Below are 22,451 nucleotides of genomic sequence, written 5' to 3'. Positions count from 1 at the left end.
TCACCCGCCGGTCGGCGGCTTCATATCGGGCATCTGGGCGACCAGGTACTCGGCGAGCGACCCGATCGTCGGATAGTCGAACACCGCGGTCACATCGATCGTGAACGCGTCGCCGAACTGACTGTGCAACCGGTTGCGCAGTTCGATGGCCATCAACGAATCCGTACCGAGGTCGAGGAACCGACTGGTCGGCGCAGGCGGCTGGGCCAGGCGCAGGAAGTTCTGCACCTCGCGTTGAAGGAACTCGGTCACGAAGCCGGCCCGTTGAGGCGCGGGTATCTCGATCAGCTGGTGAAGCAACTGGCTGTCCCCGGCGGCGTCGTCGCCCGCTCTGGGCAGCACCAGGTCAAGAATCGGCGGGCGCGTGGCGCCCAACATCTTCGCCGCGCGTTGCCAGTTGGCGTTGATGATCGCGGCCTGCGCGGTGCCGTTCGCGACGACCTCGGCCATCGCGCTCAGCGCGGACGACGGCTCCAACGGAACCAGGCCCTGCGCCCGGACATTGGCGCCTGCGGCGTCCGACGACGCCATGCCGCCCTTGGCCCACGGGCCGAAGTTGATCGCGGTGGCGGGCAGGCCCTGCGCCTTGCGGTGGGCGACCAGACCGTCGAGCAGCGCGTTGGCCGTCGCGTAGTTGGACTGACCGGGCGATCCGAGCACGCTGGACACCGACGAGGACACGATGAAGAAGTCGAGGTCGTCATCCCGGGTCAAGCGGTCCAGATGCCAGGCGCCGAATGCCTTGGGCGCCAACGTCGTCTGGAACCGCTGCATGTTCTGCGCCGACAGCAGCGCATCATCGAGCACGCCCGCGAGGTGGGCCACGCCGGCCAGCGGCGGCAACTCCGCGCGGATGCGCTCGAGCAGTCCGGTCACCTCGGACTCGTCGCCGACATCGGCGGTCCGGACGTGGATGCGGCACTTGTAGCGCTCGGTGAGCTCGGCGATCGCCTGCTGCGCCTGCGTGTCGGGTCCGCGCCTGCTGGTCAACACGATGTCGCCCGCGCCTCGTTGGGCGAGGTGGGAGGCGGTGTGCAGCCCGATCGCGCCGAGTCCACCGGTGATCAGATAGCTGCGGTCCGGACGGGGCTGCAACGGGGTGGGTATCTGTAGCACGATCTTGCCGATATGCCGCGCCTGCTGCATGCGGCGAAACGCGGCCCTGGCCTCCGTGAGCGGGTACACCTCGGCGGGCAGCGGCGCCCACTCGCCCTTGCCCAGCCCTTCCGACACCTGGCCCAGCAGGCCCCGAATACGCACCGGGTCCTCGAACGTCACGGTGTCCAGCGCGACGATCTCGTAGGCGATGTCGGGGCGGGCCGCGGCCATCTGCTCGGGTGTCCAGATGTCACGCTTGGCGATCTCGGCGAAGCGGCCGTTCTTGGCGGTGGCGCGCACGGTCGCTTCGATGAACCCGTCGTTCGTCAGGCTGTTGAGCACCACGTCCACGCCCGCGCCGTCGGTGTCGGCCAGGATCTGATCGGCGAAATCGGTACTGCGCGAGTCGTATACATATTCCACCCCCATCTGGCGCAGCGTCGCGCGTTTGAAGGTGCTTGCGGTCGCGAAGACCGTGGCGCCGTGCGCCCGGGCCATCTGGATGGCCGCCATGCCGACGCCGCCGCTGGCGGCGTGGATGAGCACCCGGTCACCGGGTCGCAGCTGCGCCCAATCGAACGCCAGGCGGGCCGTCAACGCCGCGGCGGGAACCGTGGCGGCCTCGACCGCGCCCACGCCGTCGGGTATCGGTGCGAGCAACTGTTCGGGCACATTGAACCGGCTGCAGAACGCGCCCTGCATGCAGCCGAACACCCGCTGACCCACCTCGAGTCCGGTGACACCGTCACCCAACTGGGTGACGACGCCTGCGAAGTCGCCGCCGATCGGGCCGGGGTCGCCCGGATAGAGGCCGAGCACGTTGAGCACATCCCGGAAGTTGAGGCCCGCGGCCTCCACCCGGACCTGCACGCAGCCAGGCGCGGGTGGCGGCACATCGGCCTCGCTCAGCCGCAGGTTGTCGATCGCGCCGCGTTCGGTGGGCGCCAGCACGTAATCATCGGCCCGCGGCACCGTGAGATGCCCGCCCCGCGCCCACGGCAGCAACCGCGACGCCAGCAGCTTTCCTTGTCGCACTGCGAGTTCCGGTTCGTCGACCGGCGCGGCCACCAGGTCGGCCAACACCTGCACGGCGTCCGGTGATCCGTCACAATCGACGAGCCTGCACCGCAGGGCGGGTTCCTCGTTGATCGCCGTGCGCCCGAAACCCCACATCGCCGCCTGCACGGGGTCGACCGGTTCGCCCGAGTCGGTGGCCACCGCGCGCTCCGTGATGATCCACAGTCCGCCAGGCAGTTTCACCTCTCCGCGTTGCACCGCGTGCACGGCGCTGAGCAGGTTGGCGATCTCGTTCTCGATCCGCGCGGTGGCCTCGGCGCTCGACTCCTCGGCCGGCGGGGCGGCGCAACGCCACACGACGCCGGAGAAGGCCTCGCCGCGCTCGTGAGCCTGCGTCAGTACCTGTCCCAACGGCCGCGTTTCGGCGTCGCGGTCCAACGGGATACAGCCCGGCAGCAGGGCCGCCAGATCGTTTAAGCCGGCGACCAGCCAGGTTCCGTTGATCGCCGCGGCGCCCTCGCCTGACGCCGGCGTCGGCACCTCGTGCCAACCGAGCGTGTACAGCATCCGGGTGCTATCACCGCTCAATCCGCGCAGCAGCACTTCGCGGGGCGCGCGTTTGACGGTGAACTCGCGGATGCCGCCCAGCCTGCGGCCCTCTCGATCGAAGAAATCCAGGTCGAAGAGCTGCGTTTCGGCGTCGACGTCGCTGGGATGCCACTTCGTGTGACAGTAGAACCGGCGAGGCATCTTTTCCTGCACCGTCAGCTGGCCGTACCGCAACGGCAGAAGCAGATCGTCCACGCCCTGGTCCATCGCCTGGCGCGTCGGAAACGCCGGAAACGTGAGCCCGGTGCACAAGTCCAATAACACCGGGTGCATCGGTTCGGTGCCGAGATGTTGGGCCAGTTCCTCGCCGACGAGGATGTCACCGATCGCCTCGGCCTCGCCGACCCACAGCGACTTCAGGGAGCCCGACCAGGTCGGTCCCCATTCCAGCTCGGCGTCGGCGACGAGTTCGAACAGCTCTTGCGGGCGCGAACGCGTGCACCGCTCGACGATTTCGTTGATCGAATTCGCTTGCGGCGACGCCGGATCGTCGGGGAAGCCGGCGTCGTCGCGCACGACGGTGCCGTCGGCGTTCAACGACCATTCGGCACCGCGCGCCCCGTACGGACGGCTGTGGACCTGGAACCTCCACTCGGCCGCGTTCTCCCCCGCGTTGTCCAGCGGGTGCAACGTGAGTTGCACCTCCCGGGAACTCTTCTCAGGCAAGATGATCGGCTCGTAGAAGAAGATGTTCGATACACGGGCAGGTGGACCCGCCGCGGCCAACGCCATCGTCACGTACGTCGCCCCGGGGACGACGACGGTGCCGTAGATGACGTGGTCGGACACCCATGGCAACGATTTCACCGACAACCTGCTGGTGTAGACGGTGTCCCCGGATGCGAGTTCCTTTGCGCTGCCCAGTATTCCAGAAACCGGTGCGCCATCGAAGGCGATGTTGGAGGTCTGCGGCCAGAACCGGCGGCGCTGGAACGGATAGGTTGGCAGTTCCAGCCGGCGACCCGGGCGCCGCTGCAGTGCGGCGAAATCGGGGTGGTGCCCGCCGGCATAGGCCGAAGCCAGCGCGTCAGCGATCTGGCGCCGGTCGCCGACGCCCTTACGCAACGACGCGATCGCCCTTGGCGCCGCCAGGTGCTCGGGCCACACCTGCACCGCCGCACCGGTCAGCACAGGCTGCGGACCGATCTCCATCAGAATCGAGCATCCCAGCGCCGCCACGGTGCGCACGCTCTCGGCGAACTGCACGGGCTGGCGGGAATGCCGGCGCCAGTAGGACGCGTCGAGCGGGGTCTGCGCGGTGAGCACGGCGCCGGTGCGGTTGCAGACCAGCGGCAACGTGGGGGTGGCGAATTCGAATTGTGCGGCATAGGACTCGAACTCGTCGAGCACCGGATCGAGCAGTTCGGAGTGGAAGGCGTGGCTGGTCGCCAGCCAGGTGCAGCGGATGCCCTCGTCGGCGAACCTGCTGACGATCTGCTCCAGGTCGTGGCCCGGACCCGACAGCACGGTGTTGGGCCCGTTGTAGGCAGCGACCGACACCCGGGCGAACTCGCCCGCGACGTCTTCGACGTGCTTGGCGTCGGTGAACACCGCCACCATGCGTCCGCCTTCGGCCAGGCTGCCGAACATCCGGCCGCGTTCGGCCATCAGCCGTGCGCCGTCTTCGACGCTGAACACCCCGGCCACACACGCCGCCGCGTACTGGCCGACGCTGTGCCCCAGCACCACGTCGGGTTCGACGCCCCACGACTGCCACAGCCGGGCCAGCCCCATCTCGAGCGCGAACAACGCCGGCTGCGCATACGACGTGTGCTGCAGCCGGGCCCCGGTCTCCCGGTCGGCGGCGAACAGCACCTCCAGCAGCGGCTGCGGCAACATGTCCTTGACCGCCTCCGCGCACCGTGTCACCGTCTCGGCGAAAACCGGTTCGGCGTCGAACAATTCACGCGCCATCCCGGGATACTGGCTGCCCTGTCCGGTGAAGAACCAGGCCGTCGTCGGGGGATGGGTGTGCTCGCCGCGCACCACGCCGGGTCGGGTGCGGTTCTCGACGATGTCGGCCAGACCCTGGCGGGCCGTGTCGACGGAGTCGACGACCAGTGCGGCGCGATGCTCGAAATGTGAACGGCCCGTTCCGGCCGTGAAGCACACGTCGGCGAGGTCGACATCCTGGTGTGTGCCCAACCAGGTCTCGTAGCGCCGCGCCAACGCCACCAGCGATTCCGGTGACCGTGCAGACAACGGGAGTACGTGCACGGACGTGTCGCGAGGATCGTGCTGTTCGGGCTCACCGACCGGTGTGGACGGCGCCTCCTCGATCAACACGTGCGCGTTGGTTCCGGTGAACCCGAACGAGCTCACCCCGGCACGCCGCGGCCTGCCGTTGGTCTGCCACGGAACCGATTCGTCGACCACCTGCACCGGCAGTGTGTCCCAAGGGATATGCGGTGACGGGTCATCGAAGTGCAGGCTTTGCGGCAGCAGGCCATGCTGCAGCGACAATACGACTTTGATCAGCCCCGCAGCGCCGGAGGCGGATTCGAGGTGGCCGATGTTGGTCTTCACCGAACCCATCAGCAAGGGCCGATCCGCGTCGCGGGCCACGCCATAGGCCGCCGCGGCCGCCTGCACCTCGATCGGATCACCCAGCGGGGTGCCCGTCCCGTGCGCCTCGAGGTAGTCCACCTCGCCACCGGAGAGGCCGGCACGGCTCAGCGTCGCCTCGATAAGGCGTTGCTGGGCACCACCGTTGGGCACCGTCAACCCGCTCGAGGCGCCGTCCTGATTGACCGAGCTACCCACGATGACGGCGGCGATTCGGTCTCCGTCGCGCACTGCGTCGCTCATCCGCTTGAGGACGAGAACCCCGCAGCCTTCGCTGCGCACATACCCGTCGGCGGAGGCGTCGAAGGTTTTACACCGTCCGCCGGGGGACAGCATTCTGGCCCGGGAAGCGGCCACCGTTGACACCGGGCTCAGCAAGACGTTCACGCCGCCGGCCACGGCCAGATCGCAGTCACCTGACTGCAGCGCCTGACGTGCTTGATGGACGGCCACCAACGAGGAGCTGCACGCGGTGTCGACCGCGACCGCTGGTCCCTCGAGTCCCAGCGCGAAGGAGACCCGGCCGGAGACGGCGTTGAGCGCGTTGCCGGTGATGAAATGCGGCTCGATCTTGTCGATCGACTGGGTGGACAGCAGGTGCGCGTACTCGTTGGCCGCCACGCCCGTGAAGATTCCGGTCCGACTGCCGCGCAAGGCGGCCGGCGCGTACCCGGCCCTTTCCAGACCCTCCCACACCGTTTCGAGCATCAGCCGCTGCTGCGGTTCGATCCAGACCGCTTCGCGCGGGGAGATGCCGAAGAACTCGGGATCGAATTCGTCGATGGCGTCGAGGAATCCACCGAAGCGGGTGTAGGTCTTGCCGGCAGCTTCGGGATCCGGGTCGTAGAACTCGTCGATGTCGAATCGATCTTCCGGAACTTCGCGGATCGCGTCGACTCCTCCGGACAGCAGCTCCCAGAACGCCTCCGGATCGGCGGCGCCGGGGAACCGGCACGACACCGCGATGATCGCGATCGGTTCGTCGGTGCGCGTCGGCTCCACAGCCGCGGATACCGGATCTGCTTTGGCCGGCGTCTGGACCGCCAGCCCGAGCACGTCGCCGAGCAGGTAGTCCGCCGCGTCGGACACCCGCGGATGATCCATAACCAGCGTGACGGGGATCTCCTTGCCCACCGCCTGTTCGAGGCGGCGGCGAAGCTCGACAGCCATCAACGAATCCATGCCGAGGTCGAAAAAGCCGGTGTCCTCGCGGATTTCCGCCGCATCCACCCGCGTCACCTCGGCCACCGCGTCGCGCAGGTAGGTGGTGACAAGCTTCTTGCGTTGTTGCACCGGAGCGTTGGTGAGCCTCTCGACCAGCTCTGTCTTGCCCGACGCCAGCACATCGGCCGGGGTTGTCGGCGCAGTGGGCACCTCACGCTCGAGCGCGGTGAGGAATGCCCGCCGCCCGGCCTGCTGGTACAGCGGAAGGAAACGCGACCAGTCGATCCGGGCCACCACGGCCTGTGCCGGGCCGGCCGTGGACGTCGCGACGGCGTCGGCCAGACCGGTCAATGCGTCAGCAGGTGACATCGTCTTGACGCCGCGCTGATCCAGGCGTGCACGAGATTCCACATCGGCCATGCCCGCCGACCACGGCCCGAAGTTGACGCTGATGCCCGCGATGCCCTGCTCCCGCAGCCGCCACCCCAGCGCGTCGAGGAACGCGTTAGCCGCGCCGTAGGCCGTCTGACCGAATCCGCCCCACACCGAGGCGATCGAGGAGGTGCTGACGAAGAAGTCGAGCTTCAAGTCCGGCGCCGCCTCGCTCAGATGCCAGGCGCCCCAGACCTTTCCGGCGAAGACCCGGTCGATTTCAGCGTCGTCGAGGTCGCTCAGTGGGGTGGTGCCGATCTCGCCCGCGGCGTGCACGATGCCCGCCAACGGCGGTAGCTCGTCGGCCACGCGTGCCAACAGCCGCGCGACGTCGTGGGCATCTGCGACGTCGGCGGTGATCACGCGGAGTTCGCAGCCGTGCTGTTCGCTCAGCGCGTCCAGGCGTTGGCGGACGGCCTCGGTGGGCGGACGCCGGCCGGTCAGCACCAGTTGCCTGGCACCGTGGCCGGCCAGGTAACCGGCGATCTCCATACCAAGGGAACCCAGCCCGCCGGTCACCAGATACGTTGCGTCAGCGCGGAGTTGCAGGGGGGTGAGGCCGGGCGGTGAAACCCGCCGGACCAGGCGCGGCGCGTAGACGGCGTGGTGGCGAAGCGCGACCTGGTCTTCGATGATGCCGGCGTCGCGCGGTGCGGCGATCCGGTCGATGAGCCGGGACCATTCGTCGGCGGTTCCCTGCGCCAGATCGGCCAGTCCGCCCCACACCTGCGGAAGCTCCAGCGACGCGGCGCGCCCGAAACCCCACAGGCAACCCTGATCGGGCGCCACGGTGTCGGCGTCGGTGACACGTTGCGCGTTCCGGGTCACCAACCAGATCGGCACCCGCTGGCCGGCGGCGTTCACCGCGCGGAAGAGTCGCCGTGTTCCGGCGAGGATCCGGTGTTGCATCCGCAGCAGCGACCGCATCGAGAATGCGGCCGGGCGGCCCGGATCCGCGTCGAGGGCCGCGACATGCACGATTCGCAGATCGGCCGACGCCGCGTCGCGCAGCGTGTCGGACAGCTGCGCCTCGTCGGCATCGGAACCCGGCAGCCCGACGATCCGATGTCGGTGGCCCCGTGCGGTCAACGCGTCGACCAGCGGTGCGACGGCGGGGGTGATCTCACCGACGAGGATCCAGGTGGGCCCCTCGCCGGTAGGAGCTCCCGCAGCGCCCGAAGTCACTTCTTCCCAGCAGATTTCGTAGCGATCGTCTGCGATGGACCGGGTCGTCAGCTGCCGGTTGTGCTGCGCCGCAAACTTGGTCAGCACGTCAAGGGTCTGCTGATCGCTGCCGGATCCGTCGAGAAGGGCGGCGAGTTCCTCGATGCGGCCGTCCTCGAGCAGGCCCAGGGCTTCGGTCCGTGCGGTCGGAGGCCGCGAGGCGTCGTCAGGGTGGTCTTCCGGCCGATTGTCGGTGAACCAGTACTGCTGGTGCTCGAACGGATAGGTCGGAAGGTCGACCTTACGAGGGCGTCCGCGCCTGAGGGTGCTGAACTCCGGCAGGTGGCCGAGGGTGTAGGCGTCGGCGAGGGCTTCGACGATCTGCCGGTGGTCGGCGGTGTTCTGCCGCAGCGAGGCCACCGCCCGTGGCGCGGTGGCCGGATCGGGCCAGGCGCCCATGGCCGCGGCGGTCAGCACGGGGCGCGGACCGATCTCGACGAGCAGTTTGCAGTTCATCTCGGCGAGGGTGCGCACGCTCTTGGCGAACTCCACCGGTTGCCGTGCGTGCCTGCGCCAGTACGCCCCGTCTAGGGTCGTGCCCCAGCCGAGTGCGCTGCCGGTGCGGTTGTCGATCAAAACCAGTTGCGGTGCACCGAAGTTGAAACGATTCGCATACGACTCGAACTCGTCGAGGATCGGGTCGAGCAGCGCCGAGTGGAATGCGTGGCTGGTGTCCAGCCAGTCGCACCGGACACCGTCAGCCTCCAGCGCCGCCACGGCTTTTTCCAAATCCGTTGCCGGTCCGGACAATACGGTGTTGGTGCCGTTGTACGCGGCGACCGAAAGGGTCGGAAACTCGTCAGCGACGTTCTCGACGCGCTCGGCCGCGGTGAAGACCGCGACCATTCGACCGCCGGCGGACAAACTGGCGAAGAGCCGGCCACGCTCGGCCATCAGCAACGCGCCGTCTTCGAGGGTGCAGATCCCTGCGACGCAGGCCGCCGCGTACTGGCCGACACTATGGCCGAGCACCACGTCGGGTTCGAAACCCCATGACTGCCAAAGCCGGGCCAGGCCCATCTCCACCGCGAACAGGGCCGGTTGGGCATAGGAGGTCTGCCGAAGCGTCTCTTCGCAGTCGGGGCTGTCCACGTCGAAGACCACGTCGAGCAACGGCTTGTCGAGAACGTCGGCGACCGCCTCGGCGCACCGCCGCATCGTCTCGGCGAACACCGGTTCGGTGTCGAACAACTCCCGCGCCATGCCGGGGTACTGGCTGCCCTGCCCGGTGAACAGCCACGCCGTCTTCGGGGGGTCCTGCGAGTCGCCGCGGACCAGTCCCGTAGCCGGCCGGTCGTCGGCGAGCGCGCCGAGCAGTTCGATGGCCGAGTCCCTCGTGTTGACGACCAACGCCGCCCGGTGCTCCAGATGTGCACGGCCCACGCCGGCGGTGAAGCACACGTCGGCCAAGGTGGCGTCGGAATTCTTCGTCAGCCAGCCGCGGTACAGATCGGCGAGCGCAATCAGGGCACCGGGGGTGCGCGCCGACAGCGGAAGGATGCTGAACGGCTGAGCCTCGTCGGCCTCGTCGGGCTCGTCGACCGGACCAGGGTCCGCCGGCTGGCGCGCTGCCGGGGCCTCTTCGAGGATCACGTGCGCGTTGGTGCCGGCGAACCCGAACGAGCTCACCCCGGCGATACGGGGACCGCCGTCGCGTTCCCACGGGATGGTCTCCTTCACCACCTCGATCGGCAGCCGGTCCCACGGGATGTGCGGCGACGGGTTCTCGAAGTTGAGGTGCTTGGGCAGCGTCGTGTGCTCGAGCGCCAGGATGACCTTGATGACGCCCGCGATGCCCGCGGCCGCCTCCAGGTGCCCGATGTTCGTCTTCGCCGACCCGATCAACAGCGGACGGTCGGCGTCGCGTCCCGCGCCGAACACCTCGCCGGCGGCCTTGGCCTCGATCGGGTCGCCCAGCGATGTCCCGGTGCCGTGCGCCTCGAGGTATCCGACGGCGCTGGGGTCGACGCCGGCGCGGTTGAGCGCATCGGTGATAACGCGTTTCTGGGCAACACCGTTGGGCACCGTCAACCCGCCAGACGCGCCGTCCTGGTTGACCGCGCTGCCCCGGATCACGGCACGGATCCGGTCACCGTCGCGGATCGCGTCGTCGAGACGCTTGAGGACGATGACACCGCAACCCTCGCCCCGCACGTAGCCGTCCGCGGCCGCGTCGAAGGTCTTGCAGCGGCCGTCGGGTGCGAGCATGCGAGCCAGGGAGAAGGTGACCATGGTGGCTGGCGAGAGCAGCGAATTGGCGCCGCCCGCCAGCGCGAGATCGCATTCGTTTAAGCGAAGTGCTTGACACGCCTGGTGGATTGCCACCAGCGACGAGCTGCAGGCGGTGTCGACGGCGACTGCGGGACCCTGCAGCCCCAGCCGGTAGCTGATCCTGCCCGCCGCTGCGGCGTTGGAGGATCCGATGGACGTGTAGGGCTCGATCTCGTGATAGTTCAGCCCGTCGGAGACCATGCCCAGGTAGTCGTGGGTGGACAGGCCGACGAACACGCCGGTGGTGGTTTCGGCTAATGCGGAGGGCGCGATGGCCGAGTGCTCCACCGCGCGCCACGCCGTCTCCAACAGGAGCCGGTGCTGCGGGTCGACCTGTCTGGCCTCACGGGTGGAGATCCCGAAGAACGGCGCGTCGAACCCGGTGGGGTCGTCGAGAAAGCCGCCGCGGCGGGTCACGATCTTGCCCGGCGTCCCCGGTTCCGGATCGAAGAAATCATCGACCTTCCAGCGGTCTTGGGGCACCTCGGAGATCGCGTCGCGGCCGTCGTGCAGCAGGTTCCAGAAGTCGTCGACGTCCTCGGCACCTGGAAACCGCGCTGCGTAGCCCACGATTGCGATGCGAGTATCCGGCTCGTTGACACGTCCCGCGGATACCATGCCGTTGCTGTCCTCCCTTGAAAATCGGTGGCCAGAACACGCCCCCCGGCAAATGTCGCGCCCTCTCAACAGAGCGTGGCCCCCCGCAGACTATGGCATGACCGCGTGCGGCATGCTTGGATCCGCTACGAACCGAGATTCGGTAGGCGCCGGGCGGCTACGGAAGTATGTTGATGCGGCAATGACCTGATGCCGGATAGGCAATCGGCAGAAGCAGTATGGATTGGGGGCCGAGTTTGCAGATCGGCAAAATCACGGTTGGCGCACTGGATGATTGGACGCTGAAACCGGGCCTGCTCACCTCCTGGCATCCGACCCCCGCGGCCGTCGAAAAGGCCCGCAGCGCGCCGCAAAGTTCGGCGCCGGTCAGCTACATGCAGGGCCAGCATCTGCGCAACTACTACGAACGCACCGCCGCCGGGCTGAATTTCTCCCGTCAGATGATCACCAGCTGCGACGTGACCGGGCAGTGCGATATCGCGGCGATGGATCAGGCCGTCAACGCATACCTGCGCCGCCACGACACCTTCCGCAGCTGGTTCGCACCCGCCGGTGACGGTGAGTTCATCCGCCACTCCATCCAAGATCCGGCCGACATCGAATTCGTGCCGGTTCACCACGGCGCACTGACGGTCGACGAGATACGCGCACATGTGGTGGACATACCGACGCCATTGGAGTGGGGCTGCTTTACTTTCGGAATCGTCCAGAACGAGGACCACTTCACCTTTTTCGCCGCCATGGATCACGTCCACGGGGATGCGACATTGATCGGCACCACAATGCTTGAAGCCAACGGAATGTATTCGGCATTCAGCGGCGGCGGTGCGGCCCTCACCCTTCCCGACGCGGGCAGCTATGACGAGTTCTGCCTGCGTGAACGCGAACGTACTTCGCCGATGACCGTGGATTCGCCCGAAGTCCGGGCGTGGATTGATTTCGCCGACGCCAATGGTGGTGGCTTTCCTGAATTCCCGCTGCCGCTTGGTAATCCGCTGGAGACGACGAGCAGCGACATCACCACAGAAGTCCTGATGAACCCCGCCCAGACCGAACGTTTCGAAGCGGCTTGCGCGACCGCCGGTGCGCGCTTCGTCGGAGGCTTGTTCGCCTGCCTGGCCCAGGTCGAGCACGAGCTGACCGGTGCGCTGACCTATTACGGGCTCACCCCGCGCGACTCCCGCTCAGCCACGGATAACTTCATGACCCAAGGCTGGTTCACCGGCCTGATTCCGATCACCGTGCCGATAGGCGCCGCGTCATTCGGCGATGCCGCCTGGACCGCACAGAATTCCTTCGACTCGAACCTGAATATGGCAAAGGTGCCGTACTACCGCGTTCTGGAGTTGGCGCCGTGGCTGAGTTGGCCGCAGCCGAATTTCCCCGTTTCCAATTTTTTCCACGCCGGCGCCGCCCCGCTCAACGCGGTTCTGGCGGCCGCCGATATGGGTCTTGCGGACAATATCGGGGTCTATTCGGATGACCGGTTCTCATACCAGCTCACCATTTACATATTTCGTTATGGCGAGGGCACAGTCATGGCCATCATGCATCCCGCCAATGCGGTCGCCGAGAAATCGATCGCACGGTATATGGCGACAATGAGGTCGGTGTGCGAACTGGTCGCCGACCGCGGGCACTGGGGGCGTGTCGCATAGCGTGGATCGACTCGGTGGCCGTGCGGTGGTGAGGGCGTTATGCAGCGGCTAGCGGCCCTGGTGGTGCGGTGGCCCTGGGCGGTGATCGGGGTCTGGGTCGCCATGGCGATCGCGCTCCCGCTGACGTTCCCGTCGCTGGGTGAGATGGCGCAGAAGCATCCGCTCAGCATCCTGCCCAGCGATGCGCCGTCCAGCGTCACGGCCGCGAAGATGGCCGAGGCCTTTCCCGAGCCGGGTTCGGACAACCTCCTGGTCATCGCGTTCATCAACGAAACCGGGCTCACACCCGCCGACGAAGCCACCTACCGCGACGTGGTGGACGCGCTGCGCGACGACATCACCGACGTGGTGTCCGTGCAGGACTTCGTCAGCACCCCGCAACTGCGGCCGTTCCTGACCAGCGACGACAAGTCGACCTGGGTGCTGCCGGTGGGCCTCGAGGGCGAGTTGGGCACCCCGCGGGCCTTCGAATCGTTCAACCGGGTCGCCGAGATCGTCCGGCACGAAATTCCCGACGGTCCGCTCGCTGTGCACCTCACCGGCCCGGCCGCCACCGTCGCGGACCTCACCGTCGCGGGGGAACAGGACCGCCTGCCGATCGAGATCGCCATCGCCGTGTTGGTGCTCGGGGTGTTGTTGGTGGTGTACCGCAACGTGGTGACGATGCTGCTGCCGCTGGTGACGATCGGGTCGTCGCTGCTGATCGCACAGTCCGTGGTGGCGGGGCTGTCGGAACTGACCGGCGCGGGCGTCTCCAACCAGTCGATCGTGTTTCTGAGCGCGATCATGGCCGGGGCCGGAACGGATTACGCGGTGTTTCTCATCAGCCGCTACCACGACTATCTGCGATCGGGCGACGATTACGACCACGCCGTCAAGGCGGCGATGAGCTCGATCGGCAAGGTGATCGCCGCATCGGCCGCCACGGTGGGGCTCACGTTCTTGCTGTTGAACTTCGCGCAGATGGGGGTGTTCAAGACCGTCGGCGCGTCGGCGTCGATCGGGATCGGTGTCGCGTTCCTGGCCGCGGTGACGCTGCTGCCGGCGATCCTGGTGCTCGCCGGACCGCGCGGCTGGATTCAGCCGCGACGCGAACTGACTGCCCGGTTCTGGAGGCGTTCGGGCATCCGGATCGTGCGCCGGCCGGTGACCCACCTGGTCGTCAGCGTGCTCGTGTTGGCCCTTCTGGGCGGCATCTCGGTGATGGCCCGATACAACTACGACGACCGCAAGGTGCTCCCCGCCTCGGCGTCGAGTTCGGTCGGGTATGCCGCGCTGGAACGCCACTTCCCGGTCAGCCAGTCCGTTCCCGAATACGTTCTGGTCCAGTCGCCGCATGACCTGCGCACACCGCGGGCGCTGGCGGACCTGGAGCAGATGGCGTCGCGCATCGCGCAGATACCGGGCGTCGGGCTGGTCAGCGGCATCACCCGGCCCCTCGGTGAGGTGCCCGCCGAATTTCGGGCCACCTACCAGGCGGGCCTCGTCGGTGACCGGCTGGCCGACGGCTCCGATCAGATCAGCGAACGCGCAGGGGACTTCAATCGACTGACGAACGGGGCCAACACGCTGGCCGACAGCCTCGCCGACGTCCGCGGTCAGATCAACGCGATCGCGCCCAGCCTCCAGGACCTGATCACGACGTTCTCCGCGGTGCGCACCGAATACGGCGGCGACCGGTTGGTGCGCGACGTGGAGATCGCGGCCAAGCTCGTCGCCAGCGTCAACGCGCTCGGCAACTCCATGGGCTTCAACTTCGCCGCCGTCAAGGACATGTTCGCCTGGATCGGTCCGGTTCTGGCCGCGCTGCAGGGCAACGCGATCTGCGACGCGAACCCGTCCTGCCGAGACACCCGCATGCAGTTTGAGCGGCTCGTCGCTGCGCGTGAAGACGGCGGTCTCGACGAGATCAACACCCTGGCGCATCAGTTGCAGGATGTCGACGACAGAAAAACCCTCAACGAGGCGGTCAACAAGCTCAACGCCGCGATGGCCAACGTCGCCAAGGCGGTCAACGCCATCGGGCTGGACCAGCCCGGCGGCGCCGAAGCCGGGCTGACCGAACTGCAGCGGGGCGCCAACCGGCTCGCCACTGGAAGCCGGGAAGTCGCGGGTGGGGTCGACGAACTCGTCAAGCAGGTCAAGGTGATCGCGGCCGGGCTCAACGAGGCGTCGACGTTTCTGCTCACGCTGCGCAACAACGCCGCCGACCCGGCCCAGGCCGGGTTCAACATCCCGGCCGAGGTGCTGAACCTGCCGAACTTCCAGGACGCCGCCAAGGCCTACATCTCACCCGATGGCCGCTCGGTGCAGTACCTGATCCAAACCGAGCTCAACCCGTACACCCCCGAGGCGATGGATCAGGTCAACGAGATCCACGACGTCGCCACCGGCGCGCAGCCCAACACCATGCTGGCCGACGCCACGATATCGATGGGTGGTTTTCCCGTCGCGCTGCGCGACACCCGTGACTACTACCAACAGGACATCCGGTTCATCATCGCCGCGACCCTCATCGTGGTCATGTTGACGTTGATGGTGTTGCTGCGCGCGATGATCGCCCCGCTGTACCTCGTCGGTTCCGTCGTGGTCTCCTACTTCGCGGCGATCGGCATCGGCGTGCTGACGTTCCAAGTCGTGTTGGGGCAGGAATTGCATTGGAGTGTCCCGCCATTGGCTTTCGTGGTGCTGGTGGCCGTCGGCGCCGACTACAACATGCTGTTCGTGTCACGGCTGCGCGACGAATCACCGCACAGCGTGCGGTTCGGCGTCATCCGGACGCTGGGTTCCACGGGCGGTGTGATCACCGCGGCGGGTTTGATCTTCGCCGCATCGATGGCCGGTCTGCTGTTCTCCAGCATCGGCATAGTGGTGCAAGGCGGTTTCGTGATCGGCGTCGGGATCCTGTTGGATACCTTCGTGGTGCGCACCATCACGGTTCCCGCCATCGCGACTCTGGTCGGGCGCGCGAACTGGTGGCCGTCGCGGGTCGGGCCGCGCCAGACCGAGCATCTCCAACCGAGCTCGACGAGCTGATACGGACACGAGGGTGACAACAACAACGTCTGAGTCGACAACGTCTGAGTCGTCGATCCTGTCGATACTGCACGGTCGGGCCAGCATGCGTCCCGACGACATCGGGTTCACGTTCACCGATTACAGCCGCGACCCGGCCGGCCGCGCCGAGAGCTTGACGTGGTCCCAGCTGGCGCGTCGCACCATGAACCTGGCCCGCGAGCTCCAGCGGCACGGTTCACCCGGTGACCGAGCGGTGATACTGGCCCCGCAGGGCCTGGACTATGTCGTGGGCTTCTTGGGAGCCATGCAGGCCGGGCTCGTGGCGGTGCCGCTTCCGTTGCCGCATCCGGGGGCCGGCCACGACCGGGTGACCGCGGTCCTTGCCGATACAGCGCCCGCGGTTGCGCTCACGACGTCGGCGGCCGCCGACGGTGTCGGCGAGCTCGTCGCCGTCCCGGGTTCGGACAAGACGCCGACGATCGTCGAGGTCGATTCGTTGAACCTGGACACCCTCGACACCGCCGCCGGGCCCGGGTTTACGCCCGCGCAGTGGCCGAGCATCGCGTACCTGCAGTACAGCTCGGGGTCGACCCGGGTGCCGGCCGGGGTGATGATTTCGCACCGCAACCTCACGGTGAATTTCGAGCAGCTGATGCGGGGCTTTTTCGCCCAATCCCCGCTCCCGCCGGACGCCGCGCTTGTCTCGTGGCTGCCGTTCTACCACGACATGGGTTTGATGCTCGGGATCTGCGCACCCATCATGACCGGCCGTCGCGCCGTGCTGATGAGCCCTGCGGCGTTCCTGGAGAGGCCGGCCCGGTGGATGCGGGCGCTGGCCGAGAACATCCACGCGTTCTCCTCGGCCCCGAACTTCGCGTTCGACTTGGCCGCCCGCAGGACAACCGACGAGGATCTGGACGGGCTCGACCTCGGCGCGATGACGGGCATCGCCAGCGGCGCCGAACGCGTCGAACCGGCCACGCTGCACCGCTTCGTCGACCGGTTCGCGCACTTCAATGTGCGCGACCACATGATGCGCCCGGCGTATGGGTTGGCCGAGGCGACGGTCTTCGTGGCGGCGGGGACCTGGAACGAGTCCTCGCCGGCCGGGCAGTTCGATACCGCAGAACTCGGCGCAGGGCGGGTGCGAACCGCCGTGGCAGGCAGCGGCACGGCGCTCGTCGCCTACCGGGTGCCGCAGTCCCCGACGCTGCGCATCGTCGACGGTGAGACGCACCGCGAATGCGCCCAGGACGAGATCGGCGAAATCTGGCTGCACGGCGAGAACGTCTCGCAGGGATACTGGCGCAAGCCGGCCGAGGCGCAGACCAGCTTCGGCGCAACGCTTGTCGAGCCCTCAGCTGGGACACCGCACGGGCCGTGGTTGCGAACCGGCGACCTCGGCTTCATCTACGAGGGACAGCTGTTCATCGTCGGGCGGATCAAGGATCTGTTGATCGTGCGGGGACGCAACCACTATCCCGAAGACATCGAGGCAACGGTGCACGAGGTCACCCGCGGTCGGGTCGCGGCGATCGCGGTTCCGGTGAACGGCACCGAGAAACTGGTCACCATCATCGAACTCAAGATGCCAACCACGCCCGGCGAGGACGCGATGCGCCGCTTCAGTGCGGTCAAAGGCGATGTCACCGCGGCGATATCCAACACCCACGGCCTGAGCGTGGAAGATCTCGTGCTGGTCCCGGCCGGTTCGATTCCCACCACGACGAGCGGCAAGGTGCGGCGCACCGCATGCGTCGAGCAGTATCAGCAGAACGGGTTCGCGCGACTGGACGCGGCAAACGGGTTCGGCGACGGCGGCGCGGAGTAGGGTTCGGTAGCGTGCACCCGAGTAGCGCGGGGAGGTCTGCGAAGGGCATGAAGCGACGTCTCGCATACGGCACCGCGCTGATAACTTTCGGCGCCACAGGCTGTTTCGGTTTCGGTGTCGCGTCGGCCGACGAAGCGCCTGCCCCGCCGCCTGGCCCGACATCCTCTGACGCCCCGCCGGCGTTGGGCACCCCGGGCCGGGCGTACGCGCTGGGCGGCGCCCACGTGCTGGGCATTCCCTACGACGAATACATCATGCGCACCGGCGCCGACTGGTTCCCCGAACTGGACCGGCAGATCGTCGACTATCCCGCCGGGCAGGTCCAGGGGCACACCCTGGAACGCCTCTTTCCCGGCATCAGCCGACTGGATGACTCCTTTCCCGGCCTGGGCATCGACGGTCCGAGCGTCGGTGAATCAGTCGACGTCGGCACTCCCAACGTCATCAACGCCGTCCGGGCGGGCGGACAAGGCACCGTGATCGGCTTGTCGGAGGGCGCGATGGTGCTCAACGACGTGCAGGCGAAGCTCGCCTACGACCCGGCCGCGCCGCCACCGGACCAGTTGAGCTTCGCGATGTACGGGGACCCGGTGGCCCGGCACGCGTTCGGCGAGAGTTTCCTGACCCAGATGTTCCCGGTCGGCAGCGTCGTGCCCTCACTGGACTACCGGGTACCGCCGCCGGTGGAAAGCCAGTACGACACGTATCAGTTCGTCTCGGCCTACGACAGCATCGCCGACTGGCCGGACCGACCGGACAACTGGATTTCGGTCGCCAACGCGATCGTCGGCCTCGCCACCGGGCACACCGCGGTCGCGTTCACCAAACCGAGCATGGTGCCGCCGCAAAACATCCGGACCACCGTCAACTCCAGGGGCGCGAAAACGACGACGTTCATGATCCCCGAGGAGCATCTGCCGCTGGTGATGCCGTTCAAGTACCTCGGGGTGCCGCAGGAAACGCTGATCAAGCTCGACGCGGTGCTCAAGCCCTACGTGGACGCGGGCTATTCCCGCAACGACAATCCGTTGACGGCTCCGATCACCGTCGACCCGGTCAACGGCTACGACCCCGCAGAGGTCACCGCACCGGCCACTCAGGCGGCGTTCGGCGGCGCGGCAGATCCGCTGTCGCAGCTGCTGTCCGGACTTCAGTACGTGCTGAACAACCAGCCCCAGCCCGGCTCACAACCCGGCCCAACCCACCCCGAGCAGCACGCATCCGACCACGGCCAGTAGCACCGCCACCCCGCGCCGGCCCTGCGCCCGCACCCAGTCGTACAGCGCCTGCAGCGTCGCGCGGGTGCGGTCCGGGGCCACCAGGTAGCACACCAGCGGGATCTCCACGAGCGTGAACGCCACCAGGTTGAACAGCAGCAGCGCGCCGAACTGCACTGCCGTCGCAGCACCAGAGGCGGCGATGAGCGCGAGCGCCGCGAGATAGTCGACGGAAGGCAGCGCGATGCCCAGCCCCGCGACACCCGCCGTCCACAGCGATCGGCCGCTGAGCAGTTGCCGGCCACGGCTCGTCACCGTCGCCAACGCGCGGTCGAACAGGCCCATCGGCCCGTCGGGGTCGCGCCTACCGCCCAGCACACCGGTGGCGACCAGCGCCGCGTTGGCCAGCACCACCGCACCGACCGCGATCTGCACCCGGGGCAGCGTGAAATGGGCGGACCCCACGGCGGGCCGCAGCAGAAACAGCACGATCACGCCCACGGTCGTGCCCATCGCATAACCACCGGTGAGGAAGGCGGCCAGTTGCAGCACCGGCCGGGGCCGGTTGATCATCAGCACCGTCATGCCGATCCGGAAGGGCTCGAGGCTGACGGCAATGGCCATCGCCAGGAGCGGTATCCACATGACGAGCGTCAGGTTACCCCCGACGCGACTGCCCGGGCGTGGCCAGTCGCCAGGCGGCATGTGAAGATAGTGCCGATGAGTTCCACCAACCTCAGCCCATCCACCCTGCGCGAAGCGTTCGGGCACTTTCCGTCGGGCGTCATCGCGATCGCCGCCGAGGTCGACGGCACCCGGGTGGGCCTCGCCGCAAGCACGTTCGTCCCGGTGTCGCTGGAGCCGCCGCTGGTGTCGTTCTGCGTGCAGAACACCTCGACCACCTGGCCCACGCTCAAAGACCTGCCGTCACTGGGCATCAGTGTGCTGGGCGAGTCGCATGACGAGGCGGCGCGCACGCTGGCCGCCAAGACCGGAGACCGGTTCGCCGGTCTGCAGACCGTGTCGCGGGAGTCCGGTGCGGTCTTCATCGACGGGACCAGCGTCTGGTTGGAGAGCTCGATCGAACAGCTGATCCCCGCGGGTGATCACACCATCGTGATTCTGCGGGTCAGCGACATCATCGTGCACGCCGACGTGGCGCCGATCGTGTTTCACCGCAGCACATTTCGCCGCCTAGGCACATAGTCGGATCGGCGAGCCCGATTCGCCCAACCGTCCCGCGAGCTCAGGGCCGCGTGGCGAGCTCCTCGCGGTAGGACTGGATCCGCTGGTCGATCTCCTCGGCGTCGGCGATGCGGCCCTGCTTGCGAGCCAGGGTGGCCCGCCTGCTGAGTTCGCGGATCGCCGTGCGAATCTCGGTGATGCTGTGACGCTCTCGTAAGGGCATAGCGCTGCCTTTCGCCGTTGATTGGCCGCTTTGCCCCGAGGCTACCCCTTAACGCGGTGTAATCAAGCCGGTCAGGCAGCGTCTGCCCATCCGCTGCCGGCGTCGCGATCAGAGCTCGCTGCGGGTAGGGTGCAGCGATCGAGTGCCATCAGAGGCCCATCGACTTCGCAATGATGGTCTTCATGATTTCGCTTGAGCCCCCATAGATTCGGCTTACTCGCGCATCGGCGTACATCTTCGCAATCGGATATTCCAGCATGTAGCCGTATCCACCGAACAGTTGCAGGCAGCTATCCACCGCGCGCGCCTGCATCTCCGAGCAGAATAGCTTCACCCTGGCCGCGTCGGCTCCGGACAGTTCTCCCGCGTCGAGTTCGGCAACCGCACGTTGGAGCAACGAGTCGGCGGCCTCGATTTCAGCCGATACCGCCGCCAACACGAATTTGGTGTTCTGGAACTGGGAGAGTTGACGGCCGAAAACCTCGCGTTGGCGGACGTACTCGATGGTGTCACGCAGCGCGGTTTTGGCCATCGCCACCGAACCCGCCGCCACGCTGATACGTTCCTGCGCGAGGTTGCTTGTCAGGTACTCGAATGCCCGACCCTCTTCACCCAACATGTCGTCGGCATTCACCACCACGTCGGCGAAACTCAGCTCCGCAGTATCGGCGTAGTGCATTCCGAGCTTGTTCAGATTGCGTGTCTTGGTATAGCCGAGCGTGCCGTCCTGTACGACGAAAAGCGAAAGGCCGTTACGGCGGTCCTCAGAGAGCGACGTTCGCGCGACGACGATAACCAGACCGGCGTTGATCCCGCCGGTGATGAACGTCTTCGCACCGTTGATAACAAAGTTTTCGCCGTCGCGTCGCGCCGTGGTTTTGATACCACCTATGTCGGACCCTGCTTCCGGCTCGGACATCGCGATGGACGCCATAGTGTCCCCGCTTGCCAGGCTGCCCAACCATCGGTCCTTCTGGCGCGGCGCGGCATAGCTGAGGAAGTAGGGAATGACGACATCAATGTGGACCCGAATCGGCGATAACGCCAGGTGCGCGGCAATCATCTCTTCGGCCACGACAAGGTTGTAGGTGAAGCTGGTCTGACCACCGCCTCCGTATGCCTCGGGAACTTGCAGTCCGAGGATGCCGAGTTCTCCTGCCTTGCGGTAGAAGTCGATGTCGACCCGGCGCTGGTCCTCCCACCTCGCTACATTCGGCACTGCCTCCCGTTGGATGAACGCGCGGACGGTGGCGCGGAACTGCTCGTGTTCCTGGCCGTAGAGCGAAGTGCGCATAGTGGTGATCCAATCTGTGGGTGGTGTCGAGCGTTCAGGCCAGGGCGCCGAGTATTTCGGCAGCTACGACATTTTGGTGTGCGGCCGAGGTTCCCCACGCAGTGCTCAGCGCCCACACCCTCTTCATCCACAGGTGCAGATCGTGTTCCCAGGTGTAGCCGATGGCGCCATGGCATTGCAGGGCGGTCCTTGCCGCCTGAACTGCTGCGCGGGTTGCGTAGATCTTCGCGAAGCTAATTGCAAGATCGGGATCAGCCGCCTTGGCGGCCATCACCCATCCGGCGCGGTAAACGACCGGCCGTGCGTGCTCGAGGCTGACGAGTGTCGCCGCGAGCAAATGCTTGACGGACTGTTGGGTACCCACCGGAACCCCGAACTGGCACCGCACCTTCACGTACTCGGCGGTCATCGTGATCATGGTGTCGGCCAGACCGAGTAGCTGAGCAGCCACCGCCAAAGTGGCCCGGCGTTGGGCCAATACAGCGTCAGACCCCAGCAGAGAACGAGCCCGCATCGGGGTGGCGATCCCCGAGGTGATCGAATGATCGACGGACGGCCGTTCTAGGGAGATGTTTAGGTCAGAACGCGCGGTCGCTTTCAGCGCGTGTCGGCCGGGGTGGACGAGTAGATCCGCTGTCGTGATCCAGCGCACGCGGTCGGAGTTCGGCTCCTGGACCGCCACCACCAGGCCACCAGTGACGGCGGCGTTCGCTTCTGGTGCTGCACCGGTCGCCAGCGCGGGTACGGCTGCCGCGATGTGCTCGCCGAGCGGACCCGGAACCGCGAACTTGCCGCATTCCTCCAGTAACAGCACGAGTTCGACCTCGGATGCATTCATCCCGCCGACCTCGGCTGGCGCGAGCAATCCGAGCAACCCCATTGCGCCAAGCTGCTTCCACAGCTCGCGAACGGGACTCGACGATTCCGACCAGGCGCTACGTACCACTGTTGGTGGGCACGCGTCTACAAGAAGGTCATGAAGACCGTCCCGTAGCTGGATCTGGCCGGCGGTAAACGCGAAGTACAT

10 protein-coding genes are annotated in these 22,451 nt (G+C 67.1%); 5 read left to right on the top strand and 5 right to left on the bottom strand.

The features are described from left to right. On the bottom strand, positions 1-10,998 hold the full coding sequence (locus K3U96_RS25260) for a type I polyketide synthase (protein WP_220691468.1): 10,998 nt from the start codon (positions 10,996-10,998) through the stop codon (positions 1-3). Positions 10,999-11,234: 236 nt separating this feature from the next. Here K3U96_RS25260 and K3U96_RS25255 point away from each other — a divergent pair, with 236 nt between their 5' ends. Genes K3U96_RS25255 through pe form a run of 4 tightly spaced genes read left to right on the top strand, consistent with a single transcriptional unit; the run spans position 11,235 to position 18,743 of the window. Beyond that, the gene (locus K3U96_RS25255; protein ID WP_069407674.1) at positions 11,235-12,656 is read left to right on the top strand and encodes a condensation domain-containing protein; all 1,422 of its coding nucleotides are present in this window, start codon (positions 11,235-11,237) and stop codon (positions 12,654-12,656) included. Positions 12,657-12,695: 39 nt separating this feature from the next. After that, a complete protein-coding gene (locus K3U96_RS25250; RefSeq protein WP_220691467.1) occupies positions 12,696-15,692 on the top strand; it encodes an MMPL/RND family transporter in 2,997 nt (998 codons plus the stop codon). A 13-nt stretch (positions 15,693-15,705) separates the two neighbouring features. Further along, entirely contained in the window at positions 15,706-17,505 is a 1,800-nt protein-coding gene (locus K3U96_RS25245) for an AMP-binding protein (protein WP_268928462.1), read from the top strand. 47 nt (positions 17,506-17,552) lie between these two features. Further along, positions 17,553-18,743: an acyltransferase PE gene (gene pe, locus K3U96_RS25240; RefSeq protein ID WP_069407770.1), complete on the top strand. Its 1,191-nt coding sequence runs from the start codon at positions 17,553-17,555 to the stop codon at positions 18,741-18,743. On the opposite strand, the gene K3U96_RS25235 is transcribed toward pe, so the two are convergent. Then, positions 18,690-19,367 carry a GAP family protein gene (locus K3U96_RS25235; protein WP_069407771.1) on the bottom strand — a complete coding sequence of 226 codons (678 nt, stop codon included), beginning with the start codon at positions 19,365-19,367 and terminating at the stop codon, positions 18,690-18,692. The two genes, pe and K3U96_RS25235, sit on opposite strands and share 54 nt — an antisense overlap. A 75-nt stretch (positions 19,368-19,442) precedes the next feature. Here K3U96_RS25235 and K3U96_RS25230 point away from each other — a divergent pair, with 75 nt between their 5' ends. Next, positions 19,443-19,928, top strand: a complete 486-nt coding sequence (locus K3U96_RS25230; RefSeq protein WP_069407772.1) for a flavin reductase family protein — start codon at positions 19,443-19,445, stop codon at positions 19,926-19,928. A gap of 40 nt (positions 19,929-19,968) precedes the next feature. Here K3U96_RS25230 and K3U96_RS25225 read toward each other — a convergent pair whose 3' ends face one another. From K3U96_RS25225 to K3U96_RS25215, 3 genes are all read right to left on the bottom strand, one after another. Then, positions 19,969-20,130: a hypothetical protein gene (locus K3U96_RS25225; protein ID WP_165614199.1), complete on the bottom strand. Its 162-nt coding sequence runs from the start codon at positions 20,128-20,130 to the stop codon at positions 19,969-19,971. A gap of 148 nt (positions 20,131-20,278) precedes the next feature. Further along, positions 20,279-21,424: an acyl-CoA dehydrogenase family protein gene (locus K3U96_RS25220; RefSeq protein ID WP_220691466.1), complete on the bottom strand. Its 1,146-nt coding sequence runs from the start codon at positions 21,422-21,424 to the stop codon at positions 20,279-20,281. 34 nt (positions 21,425-21,458) lie between these two features. After that, positions 21,459-22,451: an acyl-CoA dehydrogenase family protein gene (locus K3U96_RS25215; RefSeq protein ID WP_220691465.1), complete on the bottom strand. Its 993-nt coding sequence runs from the start codon at positions 22,449-22,451 to the stop codon at positions 21,459-21,461.

Source organism: Mycolicibacterium holsaticum DSM 44478 = JCM 12374 (assembly GCF_019645835.1).
Taxonomy (GTDB): Bacteria; Actinomycetota; Actinomycetes; order Mycobacteriales; family Mycobacteriaceae; genus Mycobacterium; species Mycobacterium holsaticum.
The sequence above is the reverse complement of the archived record's forward strand: the minus strand, read 5'-3'. Positions and strand labels throughout refer to the sequence as shown.